This window comes from Pseudomonas sp. GGS8, from assembly GCF_024168645.1.
Taxonomy (GTDB): domain Bacteria; phylum Pseudomonadota; class Gammaproteobacteria; order Pseudomonadales; family Pseudomonadaceae; genus Aquipseudomonas.
This window is the reverse complement of record NZ_JALJWF010000001.1, coordinates 118,390-142,386: the sequence shown is the minus strand read 5'-3', so window position 1 is coordinate 142,386 and position 23,997 is coordinate 118,390. Positions and strand designations below refer to the sequence as shown.

The 23,997-nt window shown below is 61.0% G+C and carries 21 protein-coding genes; 18 read left to right on the top strand and 3 right to left on the bottom strand.

Features of this window, described 5'->3' with window-relative positions; genetic code table 11:
- Positions 1-102: 102 nt before the first annotated feature.
- Positions 103-2,559 carry an acyl-CoA dehydrogenase gene (locus J3D54_RS00635; protein WP_253416277.1) on the bottom strand — a complete coding sequence of 819 codons (2,457 nt, stop codon included), beginning with the start codon at positions 2,557-2,559 and terminating at the stop codon, positions 103-105.
- A gap of 250 nt (positions 2,560-2,809) precedes the next feature.
- On the opposite strand from J3D54_RS00635, the gene J3D54_RS00630 reads away from it, so the two are divergent.
- The 4 genes from J3D54_RS00630 (at position 2,810) to J3D54_RS00615 (ending at position 5,978) form a co-directional block, all read left to right on the top strand.
- Positions 2,810-3,469, top strand: a complete 660-nt coding sequence (locus J3D54_RS00630) for a transglutaminase family protein (RefSeq protein WP_253416276.1) — start codon at positions 2,810-2,812, stop codon at positions 3,467-3,469.
- Between the two features lie 43 nt (positions 3,470-3,512).
- Positions 3,513-4,136, top strand: a complete 624-nt coding sequence (locus J3D54_RS00625) for a glutathione S-transferase family protein (RefSeq protein WP_253416275.1) — start codon at positions 3,513-3,515, stop codon at positions 4,134-4,136.
- A gap of 133 nt (positions 4,137-4,269) precedes the next feature.
- Positions 4,270-5,202 (top strand): ABC transporter ATP-binding protein, encoded by a 933-nt coding sequence (locus J3D54_RS00620; protein WP_253416274.1) that lies wholly within the window; start codon positions 4,270-4,272, stop codon positions 5,200-5,202.
- Positions 5,199-5,978, top strand: a complete 780-nt coding sequence (locus J3D54_RS00615; RefSeq protein WP_253416273.1) for an ABC transporter permease — start codon at positions 5,199-5,201, stop codon at positions 5,976-5,978. Before J3D54_RS00620 ends, J3D54_RS00615 begins: the two co-directional genes overlap by 4 nt.
- A 163-nt stretch (positions 5,979-6,141) precedes the next feature.
- On the opposite strand, the gene J3D54_RS00610 is transcribed toward J3D54_RS00615, so the two are convergent.
- Positions 6,142-6,663: a DUF2062 domain-containing protein gene (locus J3D54_RS00610; RefSeq protein ID WP_253416272.1), complete on the bottom strand. Its 522-nt coding sequence runs from the start codon at positions 6,661-6,663 to the stop codon at positions 6,142-6,144.
- Positions 6,664-6,799: 136 nt separating this feature from the next.
- On the opposite strand from J3D54_RS00610, the gene J3D54_RS00605 reads away from it, so the two are divergent.
- From J3D54_RS00605 to J3D54_RS00550, 12 genes are all read left to right on the top strand, one after another.
- Entirely contained in the window at positions 6,800-9,034 is a 2,235-nt protein-coding gene (locus tag J3D54_RS00605; protein WP_253416271.1) for a DNA internalization-related competence protein ComEC/Rec2, read from the top strand.
- A 97-nt stretch (positions 9,035-9,131) separates the two neighbouring features.
- Positions 9,132-9,767, top strand: coding sequence for a MotA/TolQ/ExbB proton channel family protein (locus J3D54_RS00600; RefSeq protein WP_253416270.1), 636 nt, complete (start codon positions 9,132-9,134; stop codon positions 9,765-9,767).
- The gene (locus J3D54_RS00595; protein WP_018926235.1) at positions 9,764-10,192 is read left to right on the top strand and encodes a biopolymer transporter ExbD; all 429 of its coding nucleotides are present in this window, start codon (positions 9,764-9,766) and stop codon (positions 10,190-10,192) included. The genes J3D54_RS00600 and J3D54_RS00595 overlap by 4 nt, the downstream gene beginning before the upstream one ends.
- Complete coding sequence (lpxK, locus tag J3D54_RS00590) at positions 10,192-11,202, top strand: tetraacyldisaccharide 4'-kinase (protein WP_253416269.1); 1,011 nt, start codon at positions 10,192-10,194, stop codon at positions 11,200-11,202. The genes J3D54_RS00595 and lpxK overlap by 1 nt, the downstream gene beginning before the upstream one ends.
- 25 nt (positions 11,203-11,227) lie before the next feature.
- Complete coding sequence (locus tag J3D54_RS00585; protein WP_003179363.1) at positions 11,228-11,413, top strand: Trm112 family protein; 186 nt, start codon at positions 11,228-11,230, stop codon at positions 11,411-11,413.
- On the top strand, positions 11,410-12,174 hold the full coding sequence (kdsB, locus tag J3D54_RS00580; RefSeq protein WP_253416268.1) for a 3-deoxy-manno-octulosonate cytidylyltransferase: 765 nt from the start codon (positions 11,410-11,412) through the stop codon (positions 12,172-12,174). The genes J3D54_RS00585 and kdsB overlap by 4 nt, the downstream gene beginning before the upstream one ends.
- Positions 12,174-12,638 (top strand): low molecular weight protein-tyrosine-phosphatase, encoded by a 465-nt coding sequence (locus J3D54_RS00575; protein WP_253416267.1) that lies wholly within the window; start codon positions 12,174-12,176, stop codon positions 12,636-12,638. Before kdsB ends, J3D54_RS00575 begins: the two co-directional genes overlap by 1 nt.
- A complete protein-coding gene (murB, locus tag J3D54_RS00570) occupies positions 12,635-13,654 on the top strand; it encodes a UDP-N-acetylmuramate dehydrogenase (protein ID WP_253416266.1) in 1,020 nt (339 codons plus the stop codon). Before J3D54_RS00575 ends, murB begins: the two co-directional genes overlap by 4 nt.
- Before the next feature lie 256 nt (positions 13,655-13,910).
- Positions 13,911-14,381 (top strand): (2Fe-2S)-binding protein, encoded by a 471-nt coding sequence (locus J3D54_RS00565; protein ID WP_253416265.1) that lies wholly within the window; start codon positions 13,911-13,913, stop codon positions 14,379-14,381.
- Positions 14,378-16,699, top strand: a complete 2,322-nt coding sequence (locus J3D54_RS00560; protein WP_253416264.1) for a xanthine dehydrogenase family protein molybdopterin-binding subunit — start codon at positions 14,378-14,380, stop codon at positions 16,697-16,699. The genes J3D54_RS00565 and J3D54_RS00560 overlap by 4 nt, the downstream gene beginning before the upstream one ends.
- A complete protein-coding gene (locus tag J3D54_RS00555) occupies positions 16,699-17,682 on the top strand; it encodes an XdhC family protein (protein WP_253416263.1) in 984 nt (327 codons plus the stop codon). Before J3D54_RS00560 ends, J3D54_RS00555 begins: the two co-directional genes overlap by 1 nt.
- Entirely contained in the window at positions 17,679-18,272 is a 594-nt protein-coding gene (locus J3D54_RS00550) for an NTP transferase domain-containing protein (RefSeq protein ID WP_253416262.1), read from the top strand. The genes J3D54_RS00555 and J3D54_RS00550 overlap by 4 nt, the downstream gene beginning before the upstream one ends.
- Positions 18,273-18,460: 188 nt before the next feature.
- On the opposite strand, the gene rne is transcribed toward J3D54_RS00550, so the two are convergent.
- Positions 18,461-21,679 carry a ribonuclease E gene (rne, locus tag J3D54_RS00545; protein ID WP_253416261.1) on the bottom strand — a complete coding sequence of 1,073 codons (3,219 nt, stop codon included), beginning with the start codon at positions 21,677-21,679 and terminating at the stop codon, positions 18,461-18,463.
- A gap of 700 nt (positions 21,680-22,379) precedes the next feature.
- Between rne and rluC the strand changes: the two genes are divergently transcribed.
- Positions 22,380-23,339: a 23S rRNA pseudouridine(955/2504/2580) synthase RluC gene (gene rluC / locus J3D54_RS00540; protein WP_007941997.1), complete on the top strand. Its 960-nt coding sequence runs from the start codon at positions 22,380-22,382 to the stop codon at positions 23,337-23,339.
- Positions 23,326-23,988: an HAD-IA family hydrolase gene (locus tag J3D54_RS00535; RefSeq protein ID WP_253416260.1), complete on the top strand. Its 663-nt coding sequence runs from the start codon at positions 23,326-23,328 to the stop codon at positions 23,986-23,988. The genes rluC and J3D54_RS00535 overlap by 14 nt, the downstream gene beginning before the upstream one ends.
- Positions 23,989-23,997: the final 9 nt, after the last annotated feature.

The following is a 23,997-nucleotide window of genomic DNA, read 5'->3' as shown; positions in this document are numbered from 1 at the left end:
TAAGTCCTCAAGAGCAAAACGGGCGCGAGAGTATAAAGCTCCCGCGCTCCTTTTTCACAGGGTAAAGAGCCCCACGTTGGTGGAGACACATGCTCCTCTGGATCAGCGGACCTTGCCTTTGCCCAGCTCCAGCACCTGTTTGTCGAAATCATCGACGTCGATCACCTTGCGCCGCGCCACCTCCGACTCGCGCAAGGTCTCGGCTTCGACCGGTTGCAAGACGCCAGCCTCCAGTGCGGCATCGATGACCGACTCCCCGACAGTGGGTTTGACCTGGCGACTTCTCAGCGCCGTGTTGAGTTTTTTCTGTAGCGGTTTGGTGGCGTTCAGCAAGTCGCAGGCATGCTGCAGGGCGCCGACCGGGTCCTCTACCGATTGCGGGCGATAGCAGCCTGCCAGTAACTCCTCAAGGGTTGGATCGCCCTTGGCGCGGCCGAGGACGGCTGCGACTTTGGCCGCCAGCCTATCCGACGGGCCTCTGTGCCGGCGACCGAACGGGAACACTACCACCCGCAGCAGGCAGCCGAGTACTTTGTTCGGGAAGTTGGTCAGCAGTTCGTCCAGCGCACGTTCGGACTGGCCGAGGCTCTCTTCCATGGCCCAGGTGAACAGCGGACGCATATGCTCCGGCGAGTCGAGATCGTGATAACGCTTGAGCGCCGCGGAGGCCAGATACAAGTAGCTGAGCACATCGCCCAGACGTGCGGACAAGCGTTCGCGGCGTTTCAGATCGCCGCCCAGCAGCATCATGCACTGGTCTGCAAGCATGGCAAAAGCCGCGGCCTGACGGTTGAGGGCGCGCACGTAGCCTTGGCTGAGCTTGTCCCCGGGCACGTGTTCGAAATGCCCGAAGCCAAGGTTCAGCACCAGGGTGCTGGCGGCGTTGCTCACGGCAAAACCAATGTGATTGAGCAGCAGGGCGTCGAATTCGATCAGCGCCTGTTGTTTGTCTTCGCGGTGGACAAGGGCCATTTCCTTGAGCACGAACGGATGGCAGCGAATAGCGCCCTGGCCGAAGATCATCAGGCTGCGTGTCAGGATGTTTGCACCTTCGACCGTGACGGAAATGGGCGCACCTTGCCAGCTACGCGCCAGGTAGTTGTTCGGGCCCATGATGATGGCCTTGCCGCCGTGAACATCCATGGCGTGACTGATGCACTCGCGGCCGCGTTCGGAGAGGTGGTATTTGATGATCGCGGAGGGCACCGACGGTTTTTCGCCGAGGTCGACGGCGTTGGCGGTGAGCATCCGCGCGCTGTCCATCAGCCAGGTACTGCCGCCGATCCGCGCCAGTGCTTCCTGAATCCCTTCGAAGGCTGACAGCGGTGCGTTGAATTGCTCGCGAACCTGCGCATATTGGCCCGTCACCAGACTGCTGAATTTACCCGCGGCGGTACCGATGGCAGGCAGTGAAATGGAACGCCCGACCGACAGGCAGTTCATCAGCATCATCCAGCCTTCGCCGAGCATCTCCTGACCGCCGATGATGAATTCCAGTGGTACGAACACATTCTTGCCGGCGTTCGGGCCGTTCATGAAGGCGGCGCCCAGCGGCAGGTGGCGGCGGCCGATTTCTACACCGGGGGTCTGGGTTGGAATCAATGCGAGACTGATCCCCAGATCGACTTTGTCACCCAACAGGTGATCCGGGTCATAGGCCTTGAAGGCCAGGCCGATCAAGGTCGCCACCGGACCGAGGGTGATGTAGCGTTTTTCCCAGTTCAGGCGCAGGCCGAGGGTTTCCTGGCCTTCCCATTCACCTTTGCAAATCACCCCGGTGTCAGTCATTCCCCCGACATTGGAGCCCGCCATCGGGCCTGTCAGGGCAAAGCAGGGGATATCGTCGCCGCGGGCCAGCCGTGGCAGGTAATGATTGCGTTGTTCGTCGGTGCCGTAATGCAGCAGCAGTTCCGCCGGGCCAAGGGAGTTGGGCACCATGACGGTGGAGGCCAGGTCGCCGCTGCGGGTCGCCAGTTTCATTGCGATCTGGGAGTGCGCATAAGCCGAGAAACCTTTACCACCGTATTCCTTGGGAATGATCAGGGCAAAAAAGCCATGCTGCTTGATGTGATCCCAAGCCTGGGGCGGCAGGTCCATCAACTGGCCGATCTGCCAATCGGTGACCATCGCGCAGAGCTCTTCGGTCGGGCCATCGATGAACGCCTGTTCCTCTTCGCTCAGTTGCGCTTTTGGATAGGCCAGCAGCTTGTTCCAGTCCGGGCGACCGCTGAACAGCTCGCCGTCCCACCAGACCGTGCCGGCCTCAATGGCTTCACGCTCGGTTTGCGACATTGGCGGCAGGTTTTTTTGAAACCAGTTGAATATGGGCGCCGTGAACAGTTTTCGTCGCAGGTCCGGGAGCAACAGGGAGGCGGCCACGGCCGCGAGCAACACCCAGAAAATCAGCAGCAGCCAGGCGGGTGCATGGCTCGCATGTCTGAAGATGCCCATCGCCAGCAGATAGACAGCGATGATGCCCAACGCGGGCAGAGGCGCGGTGCGGCGATGTGCCAGGTAGGCAATCCCGACCACCAGAACCAGTATCCACAACAGCAGCATAATTAATTCTCCGTGACGCCAGGGGCAAAACCACTCTCAGAGCTTAGACGGCATCCATAAAAGTGGGTGGTCAGAGCGATCGGTTCGAGATCGTAGGAAGTAGCGGCTGAACTTCGTCAGTTATTTCGCTGGAGGGCTGTTGAACGCTTTCGTCAACAGGGCGGGCAAACGCTGATATTTGGCCGAAACGGCGTTATCTCTGTGCTGAAGGTGCCGCTAGACTCGGGGCTTCCCCCAGGAGATTGCTGCCGTGCACGCGTATCTGAGCCCCGGCCGCTTCATCGATAGTGACCATTCCTCGGTGGTGGAGTTCGCCGAAAAACATCGTGGCGCTCGGTGCGATCCGCTGGAGCAGGCGATCAATCTCTATTACGCAGTGCGCGAGGCCGTGCGCTACAACCCCTACACCTTCAGCCGTGATCCGCAGACCTTGCGCGGCAGTTATGCGTTGGCGGCCGGGGAGAGTTATTGCGTGCCCAAAGCCACGCTGCTGGCAGGTTGCGCCCGGCATTGCGCAATCCCGGCGCGTATTGGCCTGGCGGATGTGCGTAATCACCTGTCGACACCGCGCCTGCTCGAACTGCTCAAGAGCGATGTGTTCGCCATGCATGGCTACACCGAGTTGTATTTGAACGAGCGTTGGGTCAAAGCGACGCCGGCCTTCAATCCACAACTGTGCGAACTGTTCAATGTCGCGCCGCTGGAATTCGACGGGATCAACGACAGTGTGTTCCATCCCTTCAACCGTGACGGCGAGCCGTTGATGGAATACCTGGTCGATCACGGTCAGTTCAGCGATGTGCCTGAAGCGTTCTTTTTCGAGCACCTGGAAAAGTGCTATCCGCATCTGTTCGGCGAGCGGCTACCGCTGCAACTGGGTGACATGCAGAGCGATTTGAGTCGCGCCTGATCCGGCGTATGCTGCCTGCGCATTCATCCAACAAGGGGCGGTCATGCTGAAGATCTGGGGTCGGAAAAATTCGTCGAATGTCAGAAAGCCGTTGTGGGCCGCCGAAGAGCTGGGCCTGGCCTATGAAGCCATTGATGCCGGCGGTGCGTTTGGCGTGGTCGACACGCCTGAGTATCGGGCGATGAATCCTAACGGTCGCGTACCGGTAATCGAAGATGACGGCTTCGTGCTGTGGGAATCCAACACCATCGTGCGTTACCTGATGGCCCGCCATGCCAGCGGCACGGCGTGGTACCCGGCGGATCTGCAGGCCCGTGCCAGCGCCGAGAAGTGGATGGACTGGACCACCTCAAGTTTTGCCGCACCGTTCCGCACGGTGTTCTGGGGCGTGTTGCGCACTCCGCCAGAGCAGCAGGACTGGCCGGCCATCAAGGCCGCGATCAAGGAGTGCGACGATCTGCTGTCGATGGCCGATCAAGCGCTGGCGGCTAAACCATACCTGTCGGGCGATGAGATCGGCATGGGCGACATTCCCTTGGGCAGTTTCATTTATGCCTGGTTCGAGATGCCGATCGAGCGTGCGCCGTTGCCTCATCTCCAAGCCTGGTACGCGCGGTTGAAACAGCGTCCGGCGTATCGTAAGGCAGTCATGACCGCGTTGACTTAATACTCACTATCGACACGCATGACTGTACTTGTGTGGCAGCGACAAGCACCATTGCGCTCATGCGCCGCGGTTGCTTTGCTCGCCGCCCGCGCTTATTTATTCCTTTCTTCCCTTCTTGGTGCGTAAATCCGATATGAGTTCCGCTCTGTCCATCCGGCAGCTAACCAAAACCTACGGCAACGGTTTCCAGGCCCTGAGTGGTATCGATCTGGACGTCGCCGAAGGTGACTTTTTCGCCTTGCTCGGCCCGAACGGCGCCGGCAAATCCACGACCATCGGCATTCTCTCGACCCTGGTGAACAAGACCAGCGGCACGGTGAATATCTTCGGCCACGACCTGGACAAGGAACCGGCGGCGCTCAAGCGCTGCATTGGTGTGGTGCCCCAGGAATTCAATTTCAACCAGTTCGAAAAGACCTTTGACATCGTCGTGACCCAGGCCGGTTACTACGGCATTCCGGCGAAAATCGCCAAGGAACGCGCCGAGCAGTACCTGACTCAACTGGGCCTGTGGGATAAGCGTGATGTGCCGTCGCGCTCCTTGTCCGGCGGCATGAAGCGCCGACTGATGATTGCCCGAGCATTGGTTCACGAACCACGCCTGCTGATCCTCGACGAACCGACGGCGGGGGTGGACATCGAATTGCGTCGCTCGATGTGGACTTTCCTCACCGAGCTGAACAAGAAAGGCATCACCATCATCCTCACCACCCACTACCTGGAAGAGGCTGAACAGTTGTGCCGCAACATCGGCATCATCGACCACGGCACAATCGTCGAGAACACCAGCATGAAGCAGTTGCTCAGCCAACTGCATGTCGAGACGTTCCTGCTGGATCTGAAGAACACGTTGCAAGTGGCGCCACAGTTGCTCGGCTACCCGACCAAACTGATCGACAGTCATACCCTGGAAGTCCAGGTCGACAAGGCCATGGGCATTACCGCGCTGTTCACCCAATTGGCGCAGCAGAACATCGAAGTGTTGAGCCTGCGTAACAAAACCAATCGCCTCGAGGAGTTGTTCGTGTCCCTGGTGGAGAAAAATCTGTCGAAGGTGGCGGTATGAGTTCCGAGCTGCAACCCAACCTCGTTGCCCTCAATACCATCGTTTACCGTGAGGTCAAGCGCTTCACCCGGATCTGGCCGCAGACCCTGCTGCCGCCGGCCATCACCATGGTTCTGTACTTCGTGATCTTCGGCAATCTGATCGGGCGTCAGATCGGCGGCATGGGTGGCTTCACCTACATGGAGTACATCGTGCCGGGGTTGATCATGATGTCGGTGATCACCAACTCCTACGGCAACGTGGTATCGAGTTTCTTTGGCAGCAAGTTCCAGCGCTCCATCGAAGAATTGATGGTGTCGCCGGTGTCACCCCATACGATTCTGATCGGCTACACCCTGGGCGGCGTGCTGCGCGGTTTGATGGTCGGGATCATCGTGACGGTGCTGTCGCTGTTCTTCACCACGCTGCAGGTGCATCACCTGGGCGTGACCGTTCTGGTGGTGCTGCTGACGGCGACGATCTTCTCGCTGCTGGGCTTCATCAACGCGGTATTTGCGCGCAACTTCGATGACATCTCGATCATCCCGACCTTCGTGCTGACACCGCTGACGTACCTGGGCGGGGTGTTCTACTCGATCAGCCTGCTGCCGCCATTCTGGCAGACCGTGTCGCTGGCCAACCCGGTGCTGCACATGGTCAACGCCTTCCGTTACGGCATCCTCGGCGTGTCGGACATCAAGATCAGCGTGGCGATCGCTTTCATGCTGGTAGCGACTGTTGTGCTGTACATCGGTTGTGCGCGGCTGCTGGTGAGTGGGCGCGGGATGCGTACCTAAGGAAGACCGAGTCGCCTTCACCGGGGGCAAGCCCGCTCCCACAGGATTGGTGTTGCTCACATATTTTGTGATCAACACAGAACCCATGTGGGAGCGGGTTTGACCGCGATGGCGTCAGTCCAGACACCACAAAAAAAACGGCCTCCCAAATGGAGGCCGTTTTTCATTCTTGCATCCGGCTGCGCTTACGCCGTGCCCACTGCCGACTCACCCACCAGCGCCAATACATCATTACCAGGCAATAAGCCAACGCCCCAAGCACCAGCCCCGTTACCACCGAGCCCAGTAAAAACGGCTGCCACAAAGTCGAGAGCTCGCCGCTGATCCACGCCCAGGTCAACTCGTCCGGCAGGTTTCTGGCTGGGACGTCCATCAGCCATGCGCCGGTCTGGTAAGTGCAGAAGAATACCGCCGGCATGGTGATCGGGTTGGTCAGCCAGACCAGGCTGACCGCTATGGGCATGTTGCCGCGCACCACGATGGCGAGGATGGCGGCCAGCAGCATTTGCAGCGGGATGGGCAGAAACGCCGCGAACAGGCCGACGGCCATGGCCCGCGCGACGGAATGGCGATTGAGGTGCCAGAGGTTCGGGTCATGCAGCAGGGTGCCAAGAAAGCGTAAGGATTTGTGTTCCCTGATGCTGGTCGGGTCTGGCATGTAGCGTTTGAATAAGCGCCGGGGCATAAGGCTTCTCGGTCGGTTAAGGCGGCAAGTATGTCTGGATTCTACGAACCGCCTATTCAGACTTTGTGACAATTGATAACGACGTCCGTGCGGTGCGACGGCTAAGCCTAGGGAGGGGACTCTCAAGGACGGGCTTATGCGCACAGGGATGATGGCGCTGGCGCTGGGTTTGCTGGCCCTGCGTTTTTTACCGGCATTGCCGCCGGCGGGGTTGTGGCTGTTGTTGCCGGTAGTGGGTTTGATGTTGCTGCCGTTTCGAACCTTTCCCCTGGCTTTTTTGCTGTTTGGTTTCAGTTGGGCGTGTGCGAATGCGCAATGGGCGCTGGATGATCGCCTGGCGCTGAAGCTCGATGGTGAGACGCGTTGGGTCGAAGGTCGGGTTACCGGGTTGCCGCAGCAGGCCGAGGGCGTGGTGCGTTTCGAACTGACAGACAGTCAATCGCGTCGCACCCAACTGCCTCGGCACTTGCGCCTGGCCTGGTATGGCGGGCCGCCCGTCAACAGCGGCGAGCGGTGGCGGCTGGCGGTCAAACTGAAGCGTCCGGCCGGGCTGCTCAACCCCCATGGTTTTGATTACGACGCCTGGTTGCTGGCCCAACGCATCGGCGCCACCGGCACGGTCAAGGACGGCCAGCGACTGAGGGAAGCGCAGTGGGCCTGGCGCGACAGCATCCGCCAGCGTTTTCAGGCCGTCGATGCGCAGGGGCGAACGGCGGCGCTGACGGCGTTGGTGCTGGGGGACGGCGCCGGGCTGAGCCGTGAGGACTGGCAGGTGCTGCAAGACACCGGCACCGTGCACCTGTTGGTGATTTCAGGGCAGCACATTGGTTTGCTGGCGGGGCTGGTGTATCTGCTGATCGCCGGGCTGGCGCGCTATGGCTTATGGCCCAGGCGCTTGCCGTGGCTGCCGTGGGCGTGCGGGCTGGCGTTCGCGGCGGCGCTGGGGTATGGGCTGCTGGCCGGTTTCGAGGTGCCGGTGCGTCGGGCCTGCCTGATGATCGGTCTGCTGTTGTTGTGGCGGCTACGGTTTCGTCACCTCGGCGCCTGGTGGCCGCTGTTGCTGGCGCTTGACGGTGTTTTGCTGCTGGACCCGCTGGCAAGCCTGCAACCGGGTTTCTGGCTGTCGTTTGCGGCGGTGGCGGTGCTGATTTTCACCTTTGGCGGGCGATTGGGCCCGTGGCGTTGGTGGCAAACCTGGACCCGTGCCCAATGGCTGATCGCGATCGGTCTGTGCCCGCTGCTGTTGGTGCTGGGGTTGCCGATCAGTCTCAGCGGGCCGCTGGCCAATCTTCTGGCGGTGCCCTGGATCAGTCTGCTGGTCTTGCCGCCGGCCTTGCTCGGAACGCTGCTGTTGCCCGTTCCTTATGTGGGCGAGGGGTTGCTGTGGTTGGCTGGCGGTCTGATCGACCTTTTGTTCAAGGGGCTGGCGTTGATGGCCGGGCAATTGTCCGCGTGGGTGCCGGTGGCGGTTCCGTTGTGGGTTTGGGCATTCGGCATGCTGGGTGCATTTCTGCTGTTACTGCCAAGTGGCGTGCCGTTGCGCCCGTTGGGCTGGCCGATTGTGCTGTTGCTGGTATTTGCGCCCCGGCACACCTTGCCTGAAGGCGTCGCCGAGGTCTGGCAACTGGATGTCGGCCAAGGGTTGGCTATTCTGGTGCGCACCCGCCATCACACCCTGTTGTATGACGCAGGGCCGCGTTTCGGCGATATCGACCTGGGTGAGCGGGTGGTGTTGCCAACATTGCGCAAACTGGGGGTGAATGGACTTGATCTGATGCTGATCAGCCATGCCGACGCTGATCACGCCGGCGGTGCGCGAGCGATTGCCAACGGTGTGCCGGTGACGCGAGTATTGAGCGGTGACCCATTGGCCCTGCCGGACGAGCTACACGCCGAGGGTTGCGAGAGTGGTCAACAGTGGACCTGGGACGGCGTGCAGTTCCAACTCTGGCAGTGGCCGTCTGCCGTCGATAGCAATCAGAAATCCTGCGTGCTGCAGGTCGAAGCCAACGGTGAGCGGTTGTTGCTGACCGGCGACATTGATACCGCGGCCGAGCGGGCGCTGCTCGACGGTCCATTGGCGGTGCCGACGGACTGGTTGCAGGCCCCGCACCACGGCAGTCGCAGTTCGTCTTCGATGAAGTTGCTCAGCACCTTGCAGCCCAAAGCGGTGCTGATTTCCCGTGGCAATGGTAATTCTTTCGGCCATCCCCATCCCACGGTCGTGGCGCGGTATCAAAAGCGTGGCATGGCGATCTACGACAGCGCCGAGCAGGGTGCCATTCGTCTACAACTGGGGCGCTTCAAACCGCCTTGGACGATGCTTCAGGAACGGCGTTTCTGGCGTGATCCGCCAGCATTGCGCCAGTAGCCCGCGTCATTAAAGCCCGACCGGATGCGACATCGCGGTCTTCGGTGCGCCCACCCCCTATGTTAGAGTGGCGCACTTTTTCGAGGGGACTGTCACTGTGTGGGAATTGGTCAAATCCGGCGGCTGGATGATGCTGCCGATCATTCTGAGTTCCATCGCGGCCATGGCGATTGTCGCCGAGCGTCTCTGGACCCTGCGTGCCAGCCGCGTGACCCCGGAGCACTTGCTCGGGCAGGTCTGGGTCTGGATCAAGGACAAGCAACTCAATAAAGAAAAACTCAAGGAACTGCGCGCCAACTCTCCGCTGGGCGAGATCCTCGCTGCCGGCCTGGCGAACTCCAAGCATGGTCGCGAGATCATGAAAGAGTGCATCGAAGAGGCCGCCGCGCGGGTGATTCACGATCTCGAACGCTACATCAACGCCCTCGGCACCATTGCCGCCATGGCCCCGTTGCTGGGTCTGCTGGGTACGGTGCTGGGCATGATCGATATTTTCAGTGCGTTCATGGGCGCGGGCATGGGTACCAACGCCGCGGTGCTGGCCGGGGGTATTTCCAAGGCGCTGATCACCACCGCCGCCGGCCTGATGGTCGGTATCCCGGCCGTGTTCTTCCACCGCTTCTTGCAACGTCGGATCGATGAGCTGGTGGTGGGCATGGAGCAAGAGGCGATCAAACTGGTCGAGGTTGTACAGGGCGATCGTGACGTGGACCTGGCCGAGGGTAAAGCGTGAAATTCCGTCGTAAACCACGGGAAACGGTAGACATCAACCTCGCGTCGCTGATCGACGTGGTGTTTATCCTGCTGTTGTTTTTCGTCGTGACCACCACGTTCACCCGTGAAACTCAGTTGCGCGTCGACCTGCCGGAAGCGGTCAGCGGCTCCCCGGCCGAAGACCAGCAGCTCAAGCAACTGGACATCGCCATCAGCGCCGACGGGGCGTATTCGGTCAACAACCAGCTGTTGCCGAAGAACGACCTGACCAGCCTGATGGAAGCGCTGCAGAAAGAATCCAATGGCGACACCAATCTGCCGCTGTCCATCAGCGCCGATGGCAAAACCCCCCATCAGTCCGTCATCACCGCGATGGACGCTGCTGGCAAGCTCGGTTTCAGCCACTTGCGCATGACCACTGTCGAGGCGGCGCCGGCGTCCTGATGGCCATGTCCGATCGATTGCTCGCCGCGTGGTACGAAGGTCATCCGGCGTTGAAGCTGTTGCAGCCTCTTGAATGGCTGTATCGACGCGTGGTCACTGGCAAGCGCGAGCGCTTTTTGGCGGGCGAGGGCGAGATCTACCGATCGCCGGTGCCGCTGATCGTGGTCGGCAACATCACAGTTGGCGGCACCGGCAAGACGCCGCTGATTCTGTGGATGATCCAGCATTGCCAGCGCAGTGGTTTGCGGGTCGGCGTGGTCAGCCGTGGTTATGGCGCCAAACCGCCGCAATTGCCGTGGCGGGTCGCGGCGGATCAAGGCGCGGACGTGGCGGGCGATGAACCGCTGTTGATCGTCCAGCGCACCGGCGTACCGCTGATGATCGACCCGGACCGCAGCCGTGCGGTCAAAGCCTTGCTGGCGAGTGAACCGCTGGACCTGATTCTTTCCGACGACGGCATGCAACATTACCGGCTGGCCCGGGACCTGGAGCTGGTGCTGATCGACGCCGTCCGGGGGCTGGGCAACAAGCGTTGCCTGCCCGCCGGGCCGTTGCGCGAACCGGTCGAGCGTCTGCAAAGCGTCGACGCGGTGCTCTACAACGGCGCTGCCAATGATCGCGAAGACGGTTTTGCCTTCCAGTTGCAACCCACCGAACTGGTCAACCTGCACAGCGGCGAACGACGTCCTCTCGACCACTTTCCCGCAGGTCAGGCCCTGCACGCCGTGGCCGGGATCGGCAATCCCCGACGTTTCTTCACGACCCTCGAAACGCTACACTGGCGGCCAGTGCCCCATGCATTTGCCGACCACGCCGAGTACAGCGTACAGGTCTTGAATTTCACACCGTCATTGCCAGTGGTGATGACCGAAAAGGACGCGGTGAAGTGCCGTGCCTTCGCCGCCGCCGATTGGTGGTACCTGGCGGTCGATGCTGCGCCATCGCCGGCCTTCGTGGCCTGGTTCGATGCGCAGCTGATGCGCCTGTTGCCGGCTCGTCTTTTGCCTTAACTCCGTTTCTATCCAGGGAATGTACATGGACACCAAATTGCTCGATATCCTCGCTTGCCCGGTCTGCAAAGGCCCGCTCAAGCTCAGCGCCGATAAAACCGAGCTGATCAGCAAGGGCGCCGGCCTCGCGTACCCGATTCGCGACGGCATCCCGGTGATGCTCGAAAGCGAAGCGCGCACTCTGACTACCGATGAGCGTCTGGATAAATGACCACAGCCTTTACCGTTGTCATTCCATCGCGTTACGCCTCCACCCGTCTGCCGGGCAAGCCGCTGCTGCTGATCGCCGGCAAGCCGATGATCCAGCACGTCTGGGAACAGGCGAGTAAAAGCAGTGCCCAGCGCGTGGTGGTTGCCACTGACGATGCGCGCATCGTCGAGGCCTGCAAAGGCTTTGGTGCCGAAGTGGTGTTGACCCGCGAAGACCACAATTCCGGCACTGACCGTCTGGCCGAAGTGGCGGCGAAACTGGGCCTGGCCCCAGATGCGATCGTGGTCAATGTTCAGGGCGACGAGCCATTGATTCCGCCGAGCGTGATCGATCAGGTCGCCGCCAACCTGGCCGCCCACACCGAAGCGCGCATGGCCACTCTGGCCGAGCCGATCGAAGACGTCGAAACCCTGTTCAACCCCAACGTGGTCAAAGTGGTCAGCGACCTCAATGGCCTGGCGCTGACCTTCAGTCGTGCCACTTTGCCGTGGGCCCGGGACGCGTTTGCCAAAAGCCGCGAGCAATTGCCGGAAGGCGTGCCGTATCGCCGCCACATCGGTATCTACGCTTACCGCGCCGGTTTCCTTCAGGACTTCGTTACTTGGGGCCCGTGCTGGCTGGAAAACACCGAGTCTCTGGAGCAACTGCGGGCCCTCTGGCACGGCGTGCGGATTCACGTTGCCGACGCGCTGATCGCACCGCCCACCGGCGTCGACACCATTGAAGACCTTGAGCGCGTTCGTCGCCTGCTGGAGGCCTGATGCGGGTCCTGTTCGTCTGCCTGGGCAACATCTGCCGTTCCCCCACGGCCGAAGGCGTATTGCGGCACAAGCTGCGTGAGGCGGGGCTGGCCGATCAAGTCGAAGTGGCTTCCGCCGGCACCGGCGACTGGCACGTCGGCAAGGCCCCGGACAAGCGCAGTCAGGCCGCGGCGAAACTGCGCGGTTATGACCTGTCCGCCCAACGCGCTCAGCAAGTGACCCGCTCCGATTTCGCCGCCTACGACCTGATCCTGGCGATGGACAATAGCAACTTGCGCCACCTCAAGGCTTTGCAACCGGCCAAGGGCAAGGCCGAGCTGGATTTGTTCCTGCGTCGCTACCAGTCGGAAATCGATGAGGTGCCGGATCCTTATTACGACGGCGACCAAGGCTTCGAACAGGTACTGGACCTGATCGAGCGCGCCAGCGATCGGCTGGTGATCGAATTGAAGGGGCGGTTATGAGTTTGCAGGTTCAACCCCGGGTTTCGCTCAAACCGTTCAACAGCTTTGGCGTGGACGTTCAGGCACGGCTGTTTGCCGAAGCCCATAGCGATGCTGACGTGCGCGAAGCCCTGACCTACGCGATGGAACACGAAGTGCCGGTGCTGGTGATCGGTGGCGGCAGCAATTTGCTGCTGACTGCCGATGTACCTGCGTTGGTGCTACGCATGGCCACACGGGGGATTCGCCTGCTGAGCGATGACGGCAACCAGGTGGTGATCGAAGCCGAGGCGGGCGAGCCGTGGCATCCGTTTGTGCAGCACACGCTGGCGCAAGGGTGGTCGGGGCTGGAAAACCTCAGTCTGATTCCCGGCACCGTCGGCGCCGCGCCGATGCAGAACATCGGTGCCTATGGCGTCGAGATTAAAGATGTATTCGCCGGCCTGACGGCCCTCGATCGCCAGACCGGCGAGCTGCGGGACTTCACATTGGCCGAGTGCAACTTCGCCTACCGCGACAGCCTGTTCAAACAGGAGCCGGGGCGGTGGTTGATCCTGCGGGTGCGTTTCACCCTCACGCGCATCGCGCATCTGCACCTGGAATACGGCCCGGTGCGTCAGCGCCTGACCGAGCAAGGTATTGATCACCCGACGCCGACCGATGTCAGCCAGGCCATTTGCAGTATCCGCAGCGAAAAACTCCCGGATCCGGCGGTGCTCGGCAATGCCGGCAGTTTCTTCAAGAATCCGTTGGTGCCAGCCGCACTCGTGGCACAACTCAAGGGTGAATACCCGGATCTGGTAGCGTATGCGCAGCCCGACGGGCAAATGAAGCTGGCGGCGGGCTGGCTGATTGAGCGCGCCGGTTGGAAAGGCTTTCGCGACGGCGATGCCGGTGTGCATAAATTACAGGCGCTGGTGCTGGTCAACTATGGCAGCGCCACGGGCCTGCAATTACTGAGCCTGGCGCAACGCATTCAGAAAGACATTGCAGAACGTTTCAAGGTCGACCTGGAAATGGAACCCAACCGGTATTGAGGCTACGCTTTCAGGCTGGTTCCAAAGCCCTGCACATCTTCAAATGTGCAGGGCTTTTTTGTTAATGCTGAGTTAACTTAGCCAGCTAACGATGCAAGCATTTGCTTCACCAAAGGCCCGGTGCAGACGTTGCCGTTCGCACAAGAGAGCCCATCAGCCTGAGTCGATCTGCGTGTAGTGAACCGCGACCCCCAAGCGGCAGATTGCTCGACTCCATAACCTCGACCTCTTTATGAGAAAAATGGCGGGCGTGCCCATGATTACCCTGAAACTCAATGGAAAAGACCATCAACTCGATGTCACCGAAGACATGCCGCTGCTCTGGGCGATCCGTGACGTGGCTGGATACAACGGCACCAAATTCGGCTGTGGCATGGGTCTGTGTGGCGCTTGCACCATTCATATCGATGGCGCGCCCGCGCGCAGTTGCATCACGCCGATCGGCTCGGTGGTCGGCCAGAACGTCAGCACCATCGACGACCTGCATGCCGACCCGGTGGGCAAAATCGTCCAGCAAGCCTGGCTCGACAGCGCCGTGGCTCAGTGCGGTTACTGCCAGGGCGGACAAATCATGTCGGCCACCGCGCTGCTGAAAACCAACCCGAACCCCAGCGACGAGCAGATTGAAGAGGCGATGATCGGCAACATCTGCCGTTGCGGCACTTATAACCGAATCAAGACCGCCATCCGCCAGGCATCCACTCACCTGAAGGGGGCCAAGGCATGAGCCAGCTACCGAATGATTTTGCGCTGAGCAACCTCAGCCGCCGCGGGTTCCTCAAAGGCGTGGGTGCCACCAGTGCGCTGGTGCTGGCAGCCAGTTGGGGCTGGCAAGACGCGCTCGCCGCCGAAAAAGAGCAGAAGTTCGGCGCCGATGGCATGCCCAACGGCTGGATTGATGACCCGAAGGTTTACATCAGCATTGCCGCCGATGGCAGCGTGACCGTGATTTGCAACCGCTCGGAAATGGGCCAGGGCGTGCGCACCAGCCTGACCATGGTGGTGGCCGATGAACTGGAAGCCGACTGGGCGCAGGTCAAAGTGCAGCAGGCGCCGGGCGACGAAGTGCGTTTCGGCAATCAGGACACCGACGGTTCGCGCAGCATGCGTCACTGGTACGAGCCGATGCGCCGTTGCGGTGCAGCCGCGCGGACCATGCTTGAGCAAGCCGCTGCCGAGCAATGGAAAGTGCCGGTCAGCGAGTGCCATGCGCAACTGCACAAAGTCATCCATAAACCGACTGGCCGTGAACTGGGCTACGGCGCGTTGGCCGCCGCTGCCAGTGCGTTGGCGGTACCGGCGCGCGACAGCCTGCGGCTCAAGCAGCCATCGGAATTTCGCTACATCGGCAAGGAAGGCACCAAGGCCATCGACGGTGCGGACATCGTCAACGGTCGCGCGGTCTACGGCGCTGATGTGCACTTCGATGGCATGCTCTCCGCCACCATCGCGCGTCCGGCGGTCTACGGCGGCAAGGTCAAATCCTTCGATGCCGACGCTGCAATGAAAGTCCCGGGGGTGATCAAGGTCCTGCAAATCGAAAGCCGTCCATTGCCGTCCGAGTTCCAGCCGCTTGGCGGTGTGGCCGTGGTGGCCAGCAACACTTGGGCGGCGATCAAGGGCCGCGACGCGCTGAAGATCGAGTGGGATGACGGCCCCAACGCCAGTTACGACTCGATCGCCTATCGCAAGGAACTCGAAGCCGCGTCGCTCAAACCCGGCAAAGTGGTGCGCAATACCGGCAACATCGACCAAGCCATGGGCAGCGCCGACAGCACCCTCGAAGCGTCCTACTATCTGCCGCACCTGGCGCAATCGCCGATGGAGCCGATGGTCGCCATCGCCCGTTTCAAGGACGGTGTGTGTGAGGCCTGGGCACCAAGCCAGGCGCCGCAAGTCACCCGCGAACGGATTGGCGAGCGCCTGGGCATTCCATTCGATAACGTCACGTTCAACGTCACGTTGCTCGGCGGTGGTTTCGGTCGCAAGTCCAAGCCGGATTTCGTCATTGAAGCGGCGATCCTGGCCAAGGAGTTTCCGGGCAAAGCGGTGCGGGTGCAGTGGACCCGTGAAGACGACATCCACAACTCGTATTTCCATACCGTGTCCGCCGAATACCTGAAGGCCAGCCTGAACAAGGACGGCCTGCCGTCTGGCTGGCTGCACCGCACGGTGGCGCCGAGCATTACCGCGCTGTTCGCACCGGGCATGAATCATGAAGCGGCTTTCGAGCTGGGCATGGGCTTTACCAACATGGCTTACGCGATCCCCAACGTACGCCTGGAAAACCCTGAAGCGACGGTCCATACGCGGATCGGCTGGTATCGCTCGGTGTCGAACATTCCCCACGGCTTTGCGATTCAGAGCTTTGTCGATGAACTGGCTCATAAGGCTGGCGAGGATCCGCTCAAATACCAGATCAAGCTGCTTGGCCCGGACCGTCAGATCGATCCGCGTACCTTGAGTGAAGAGTGGAACTACGGCGAATCCCCTGAGCGTTATCCGATCGATACCGCTCGGATGCGCACGGTGCTGGAAACCGCCGCCAAAGCCGCCGGTTGGGGGCGTGAGTTGCCCAAGGGCCGAGGCTTGGGCCTGGCGGTGCATTACAGCTTTGTCACTTATGTGGCGGCGGTAATCGAAGTCGAAGTCAAAGACGATGGCACGCTGATCGTGCACAAGGCCGACATTGCCGTGGATTGCGGCCCGCAGATCAACCCCGAGCGAATTCGCTCGCAGTTCGAAGGCGCTTGCGTCATGGGCCTGGGCAACGCGGTGCTGGGGGAAATCAGCTTCAAGGATGGCAAGGTCCAACAGGACAACTTCCACATGTACGAGGTGGCGCGCATGTCCCTGGCACCGAAGGAAGTCGCCGTGCACCTGGTCACGCCACCGGGCACTGTACCGTTGGGCGGGGTCGGTGAGCCGGGCGTGCCGCCGATTGCGCCAGCGTTGTGTAACGCGATCTTCGCCGCCACCGGCAAGCGCATCCGTAACTTGCCGGTTCGCTATCAGCTGCAAGGCTGGCAGAAGGCGCAAGCCTGATGGACAGCGTCGATCTGAACGTCCTGCGCAGCGTGCTGGAATGGCGCCGCGCCGGTCAGCGGGTGATGTTGTACAGCGTGGTTCAGACCTGGGGCACAGCGCCCCGGGCACCTGGCGCGATGCTGGCCTTGCGTGGCGATGGCGTGGTGATTGGCTCGGTGTCCGGTGGTTGTGTCGAGGATGACCTGATTGCCCGGCTGCACGATGGCCGTATCCCGGCCGATGGGCCGCCGGTGCAGTTGATTACTTATGGCGTCACTCGAGAGGAGGCCGCGCGGTTTGGTTTGCCCTGCGGCGGCACGTTGCGCCTGACCGAGGAGCGCGTTGGCGATCCGGCATGGGTCGCGCAGTTGCTGGCGCGCTGCGAGGCGCATGAAATCGTGGCGCGCTCGCTGGATATTGCGACCGGTGAAGTGGTTTTGCAGTCGGCGAACAAGAACGATGTGCTGAGTTTTGATGGCAACACACTGCGCGCCATTTACGGCCCGCGTTGGCGATTGTTGTTGATCGGCGCGGGGCAGCTATCGCGGTATGTCGCCGAGATGGCGCGGCTGCTGGATTTCGAAGTGCTGATCTGCGATCCGCGCACCGAGTTCGTCTACGGTTGGGAAGAACAACACGGTCGCTTCGTTCCGGGCATGCCCGACGAAGCAGTGCTGACCATCCAGACCGACGAACGCACCGCCATCGTCGCGCTCACCCACGATCCGCGCCTGGATGACATGGCGCTGCTTACGGCGCTGGACTCCAGGGCGTTCTATGTCGGTGCGCTGGGCTCGCGAGTCAACAGCCAGAAGCGCCGGGATAACCTGGCTCAGCTAGGCTTGTCACAACAGGCGATCGAGCGCTTGCACGGCCCGATCGGTTTGCACATCGGCAGCCATACTCCGGCGGAAATCGCCTTGTCGCTGCTGGCCGAGATTGTGGCAATCAAGAACGGCGTCGAGCTGAAACAGCAGAGGCCGTTGCAGGAGAGCGTATGAGCGATTCCATCGGCGTTATCGTTCTGGCCGCAGGGCAGGGCAGTCGGTTTCGACAGGTAGCAGGTGACGATAAGGACAAGTTGCTGGTGGACTGCACCGGCCGTGATGGCATCACCGTGCACTCAATGATCGAACAAGTGCTGGTGAATCTACCGGCCGCGCTTGAGAAGCGCGTGCTGGTGACCACGGCGGACCGTCCGCAGGTGATTCGCATGGCGCAGGCCTATGGTTGCGAGATTGTGCGGATCGAGTCGACCGGCCTGGGCGACAGCATTGCGGCGGGTGTGGCGGCCTGTTCGCACCTCGATGGCTGGCTGATCATGCTGGGGGATATGCCGTTTATTCTGCCGTCGAGCATTGAACAGGTTGTCGCGGCCATTGCGGATGACGCCATCAGTGTGCCGGTGCATGAGGGGCAATATGGGCATCCGGTGGGGTTCGGGCGAAGCTTCGGCCCGGGCTTGATGGCGCTGACCGGCGATCACGGCGCCAGGTCGCTGTTCGCGCAGGCGAGGGTGGTCGAGGTGGCGGTGGCGGATCCTGGGGTGTTGTGGGATGTGGATACCCCAGAGGGGTTGGTCTTCGCCTGATACACCGCCATCGCGGGCAAGCCACGCTCCCACAGGTCCTGTGTCATTCAGGAGAAACATGCTCGACGCAAAACCTGTGGGAGCGTGGCTTGCCCGCGATGAACGGTAACGCGGTTTTCCTGCGATACAACGGACATAAAAAAGCCCCGCCTGGATCACCAGGCGGGGCTTTTTAGTGGCCGATGGAATCAGGCGAGGGGTTTAGGCTCGTGTTCTTTTTCCAGGGCTTGTTCGTGTTGCTCTACCGCTTCCTGAACGGAGCGTGGCGCTTCGTCGATCACGGATTCAACCGGTTCGGCAGCGACTTCAGCAGTCGGGGCAGGGGCTGCCTCGACGACTTCAGCAACAACCGGTGCTGGCTCGGCAGCGGCCGGAGCAGCAGCGGCAGCCAGTTCGGCTTCCTTCTGCAGACGCTCGGCTTCACGCTTGCGACGACGTACTTCACGCGGGTCGTTCGGCGCACGACCGCTTGGGGTCAGGGCGCTGACAGGGGCGGCTTCGACCACTGGAGCTGCTTCTGCAACCACTGGTGCTTCAACCACCGGAGCAGGCTCGGCAGCCGCAACCACTGGCTCGGAGACCGTGGTTTTAGCAACTGGGGTTTCAGCAATCGGGGCTTCAGCGACTGGCGCTGGAGCTTCGACCGCTACAGGTGGCTCGGCAACCCAGTTGAACGTGGTTTGTTCTTCACGAACTTCGCGAACTTCACGTACCGGTTCAGCTACTGGCGCTTCAACCACAGGCTCAGCAGCAACGGCCGGTTCAGCGGCAGCTTCAACTTCAGGCTGTGCTTCACGAACCGGTGCCACTTCGATTTCCGGAGCGGCGATGACTTCTACCGGCGTGGTCGCTTCAACCACTGGCGCTTCAACTGGAGCAGTTTCCAGCGTGGCGGCGGTAGCGCGTTCGGCTTGCTCATTGGCTTGTGCTTCTGCAGGTGCGCTGATCACGGAGCTGGCAACGGCAGCGGTAACCGCCAGGCCGGCGGCCAGATCGGCGGCGCTTGGCGCTTCGGCGTTTTCAGCCGATTCGGATTCTTCCGAACCTTCGATCACATTGCCGTTGGCATCGCGCTGACGCTCACGACGGTTGCTGCGACGACGCTGGCCACGGGAGCGGCGGCGTGGACGATCGCCTTCGGCGACTTCCTGACCGTCTTCCTGCAGTTGCTCTTCGTTGGTTGGCAGCTCTTCTTCGGCAACGGCGGCAGCGGCTTGCTCGGTGCGTGGTTGACGTTCTTCACGCGGTGGGCGTGGAGCGCGTTCTTCGCGTGGCTGACGGGCCGGACGCTCTTCAGCGGTGGCGGTGGCGGTGGCGGTGGCGGCGGCGGCGGCCGGAGCGGCATCCAGAGGCTCGCGCAGTTCACGAACCGGACGTTCTTCACGCTCGCCACGTGGCTTGCGATCTTCACGCGGTGCGCGCGGTGCACGTTCTTCACGAGGGGCGCGTGGTGCGCGCTCTTCGCGGGCTACTACTGCAGGCGTTTCTTCACGGGCTTCGCGTGGTTGACGCTCTTCGCGTGGTGCGCGCTCTTCACGCGGTGCACGTTCCTCACGAGGCTTGCGCTCTTCATCGCGGCGACCGTTACGGTTGCGGCTCTGTTGACGACCGTTGCGACGTTCTTCGTTGCGGGCTGGGCGCTCGGTGGTCGCTGGTTTTTCAACCACAACCGGAGCAGCAGGTTCTTCCTTGGTCGCGAACAGACTGATCAGCGACTTCACCAGGCCCTTGAACAGGCTTGGTTCTGGCGCGGCGACCGGTGCCGCCACTGGAGCGGTGACGACTTCGGTCGGAACCGGAGCGTTGGCGCGGGCCGGTGCAGTCTTGACCGCGGCTTCCTGGCGAACCAGGGTGCGGGTCGCAGCGGCTGGCTGGACTTCTTCGACTTCGGCAGCGGCAGCAGCGATTTCGTAGCTGGACTGGTTGATGCTGGCTTCCGGGCTGTCATCGCGCAGACGCTGAACTTCGAAGTGCGGCGTTTCGAGGTGATCGTTCGGCAGAATGACGATGCGGGCGCGGGTGCGCAGTTCGATCTTGGTGATCGAGTTACGTTTTTCGTTGAGCAGGAACGCAGCCACCGGGATCGGCACTTGTGCGCGAACTTCGGCGGTACGGTCTTTCAGGGCTTCTTCTTCGATCAGGCGCAGGATCGCCAGCGACAACGATTCAACGTCACGGATGATACCGGTGCCGTTGCAACGCGGGCAAACGATGCCGCTGCTTTCGCCGAGCGATGGACGCAGGCGCTGACGGGACATTTCCAGCAGGCCGAAGCGCGAGATGCGACCGACTTGCACGCGGGCGCGGTCGGCTTCCAGGCATTCGCGGACTTTCTCTTCCACGGCGCGCTGGTTCTTGGCAGGGGTCATGTCGATGAAGTCGATGACGATCAGGCCGCCGATGTCGCGCAAGCGCAACTGACGAGCGATTTCTTCAGCAGCTTCAAGGTTGGTCTGCAGAGCGGTTTCTTCGATGTCGCTGCCTTTGGTGGCGCGCGCCGAGTTGATGTCGATGGACACCAGAGCTTCGGTCGGATCGATAACGATGGAGCCGCCGGAAGGCAGTTCGACGACGCGCTGGAAGGCGGTTTCGATCTGGCTTTCGATCTGGAAGCGGTTGAACAGCGGAACGCTGTCTTCATACAGCTTGATCTTGCTGGCGTACTGCGGCATCACCTGGCGAATGAAGGTCAGGGCTTCGTCCTGGGCTTCAACGCTGTCGATCAGCACTTCGCCGATGTCCTGGCGCAGGTAATCGCGGATGGCGCGGATGATCACGTTGCTTTCCTGGTAGATCAGGAACGGCGCGGCGCGGTCCAGCGAGGCTTCTTTGATGGCGGTCCAGAGTTGCAGCAGGTAGTCGAGGTCCCACTGCATTTCTTCGCTGCTGCGGCCAAGGCCGGCAGTGCGAACGATCAGACCCATGTCGGCCGGGGCAACCAGACCGTTCAGCGCTTCACGCAGTTCATTGCGCTCTTCGCCTTCGATGCGGCGGGAGATACCGCCGGCGCGCGGGTTGTTCGGCATCAGGACCAGGTAACGACCGGCCAGGCTGATGAAAGTGGTCAGGGCGGCGCCCTTGTTGCCACGTTCTTCTTTTTCCACCTGAACGATGACTTCCTGGCCTTCGCTCAGGACGTCCTTGATGTTGACGCGGCCTTCGGGGGCTTTCTTGAAGTATTCGCGGGAGATTTCTTTGAGGGGCAGGAAGCCGTGGCGCTCAGAGCCGAAATCGACAAAGGCAGCCTCAAGGCTTGGTTCGATGCGAGTAATCCGGCCTTTATAGATGTTGGCCTTCTTCTGCTCGCGTGCACCGGATTCGATGTCCAGGTCGTAGAGGCGTTGGCCATCTACCAGTGCAACACGCAACTCTTCGGGTTGAGTCGCGTTAATCAGCATTCTTTTCATGTAGTACCGTCGGTTTCCGGGCTGCCGGAAACGGCGTTCGGCACACACGACTTCTCATGGTCGGTGTCAGGTGCGTCGGGAGTGGTTGGCCATTCCCGTGTCCAGCGATGTCCGACCAATTGGGCCGGTATCGCGACGTACGCGTCCTGCTTGCTGTGGCTACTTAAGCACTCAGTCAGGAGGAGGAATCAACCGGCGGCTGTGGACGAGATGAAGCGTCTTGATAAAGCCTATTGCTACACAGTCCAGCGGTTGTGCATCTCCACCCTACACGTATCCCTGATAATTCGGGTGCTGCCGCGCGCAGAATCCGCAGCGGGTTGGCATTTACCGTGAGCTCCGAAAGGGGAGGTCACGCATCATGGCTAATTTAGGCGGTGTTTCCGAAGCGTTCGCTCGGGGTCGTTCGCAGCTGACTGCACTTTGTGAACTGGCCGTGAATATTTGCTCGGAAGGCGAGTGAAAACTCTGCTTTGCGGCATGATTCAGGCCTTATGTCACCTGCGCTTGTTACAACTGAAAACTCTGCCGTTACGTAGCGAAAGCCCCGTAGGACGGCCTCTCGTCCTCGTGAATTGCGTTGGTCAGGGCCGGTTTTTGACCGTTAGTCCGCTGTCCAGGCCACTTTTGGCGGCGTTCGCGACTATAGCAGCAATGATTAAGTGCTTCAATTCCATAAAAAATTGTTATCATCCGCGCCATGACGACTACTGCCCCCTCGACCCCAGGCGTACAACTGCTTGAGGTCTCGCCGGAATATGCCGGCCAACGTATTGATAACTTCCTTCTCGCTCGGCTTAAAGGCGTGCCCAAGACCTTGATTTACCGCATTTTGCGTAAAGGCGAAGTGCGGGTGAACAAAGGTCGGATCAAGCCCGAATACAAGCTGCAGGCGGGCGATATCGTGCGCGTGCCGCCGGTGCGCGTGCCTGAACGCGACGAGCCCGTGCCACTGGCCCAGGGTCTGCTGCAGCGGCTCGAAGCTTCGATTGTCTACGAAGACAAGGCGCTGATCGTGATCAACAAGCCCGCTGGCATCGCGGTTCACGGCGGCAGCGGCTTGAATTACGGCGTCATCGAAGCCTTTCGTCAGTTACGTCCTGATGCAAAAGAGCTTGAGTTGGTTCACCGCCTCGACCGGGACACGTCCGGTCTGCTGATGATCGCCAAAAAGCGCAGCATGTTGCGTCACTTGCACGCCGCATTGCGCGGTGATGGTGTCGACAAACGCTATATGGCGCTGGTGCGTGGCAACTGGGCGACCTCGATCAAGCAAGTCCGTGCGCCCTTGCAAAAGAGCAATCTGCGCTCCGGCGAGCGGATGGTTGAAGTCGACGAAGAAGGCAAGGAAGCCCTGACCGTGTTCAAGGTGCTGCGTCGCTTCGGTGACTTTGCAACCATGGTCGAAGCCAAGCCGATCACAGGTCGCACCCACCAGATTCGCGTCCATACTTTGCATGCCGGGCATTGCATTGCCGGCGACACCAAGTACGGCGATGAAGATTTCAGCAAAGAGATTCGTGACCTGGGTGGTAAACGTCTTTTCCTGCATGCCTACATGCTGACCGTGCCGCTACCCGACGGCGGTGAGCTGAAATTGCAGGCGCCGGTCGACGAGATGTGGGCCAAAACCGTGGAGCGATTGAGTGCGCCCATCTGATTACAAGCTACTGATTTTCGATTGGGACGGTACGCTCGCAGACTCCATTGGTCGGATTGTCGAGGCGATGCACGTAGCGTCCAGGCGCTCCGGCTTCCAGTTGCGCGATGATTTTGCGGTCAAAGGCATTATCGGTCTTGGGTTGCCGGAAGCAATTCGCACCTTGTATCCCGAGATCGGTGATGGCGAGCTGATAGCGTTCCGTGATTATTATGCGGAACACTATATTGCGGCGGAGGCCGTACCTTCGCCGTTGTTCGAGGGCGTGCTCGAATCGATGGAAGCGTTTCGCGCTGACGGCTATCACCTGGCGGTTGCCACCGGCAAGGCCCGACGCGGGCTGGATCGGGTGCTGAAGGCTCACGGTTGGGAAGAATATTTTGATGTCACCCGTGCGGCCGATGAAACGGCCAGCAAGCCTCATCCATTGATGCTCGAGCAAATCCTCGCCCATTGCGAGGTCCGCCCGGAGCAGGCGCTGATGGTCGGGGACTCGTCCTTCGATCTGCAGATGGCGCGCAACGCCGGCATGGATTCGGTGGCGGTCAGCTATGGTGCTCAATCGATTGAGGCGTTGCAGCAGTTCGAGCCGCGACTGTCCATTGATCGTTTTTCAGAATTGCGCTCCTGGCTGAGTCAGCGGGCATAACGGTTTTTT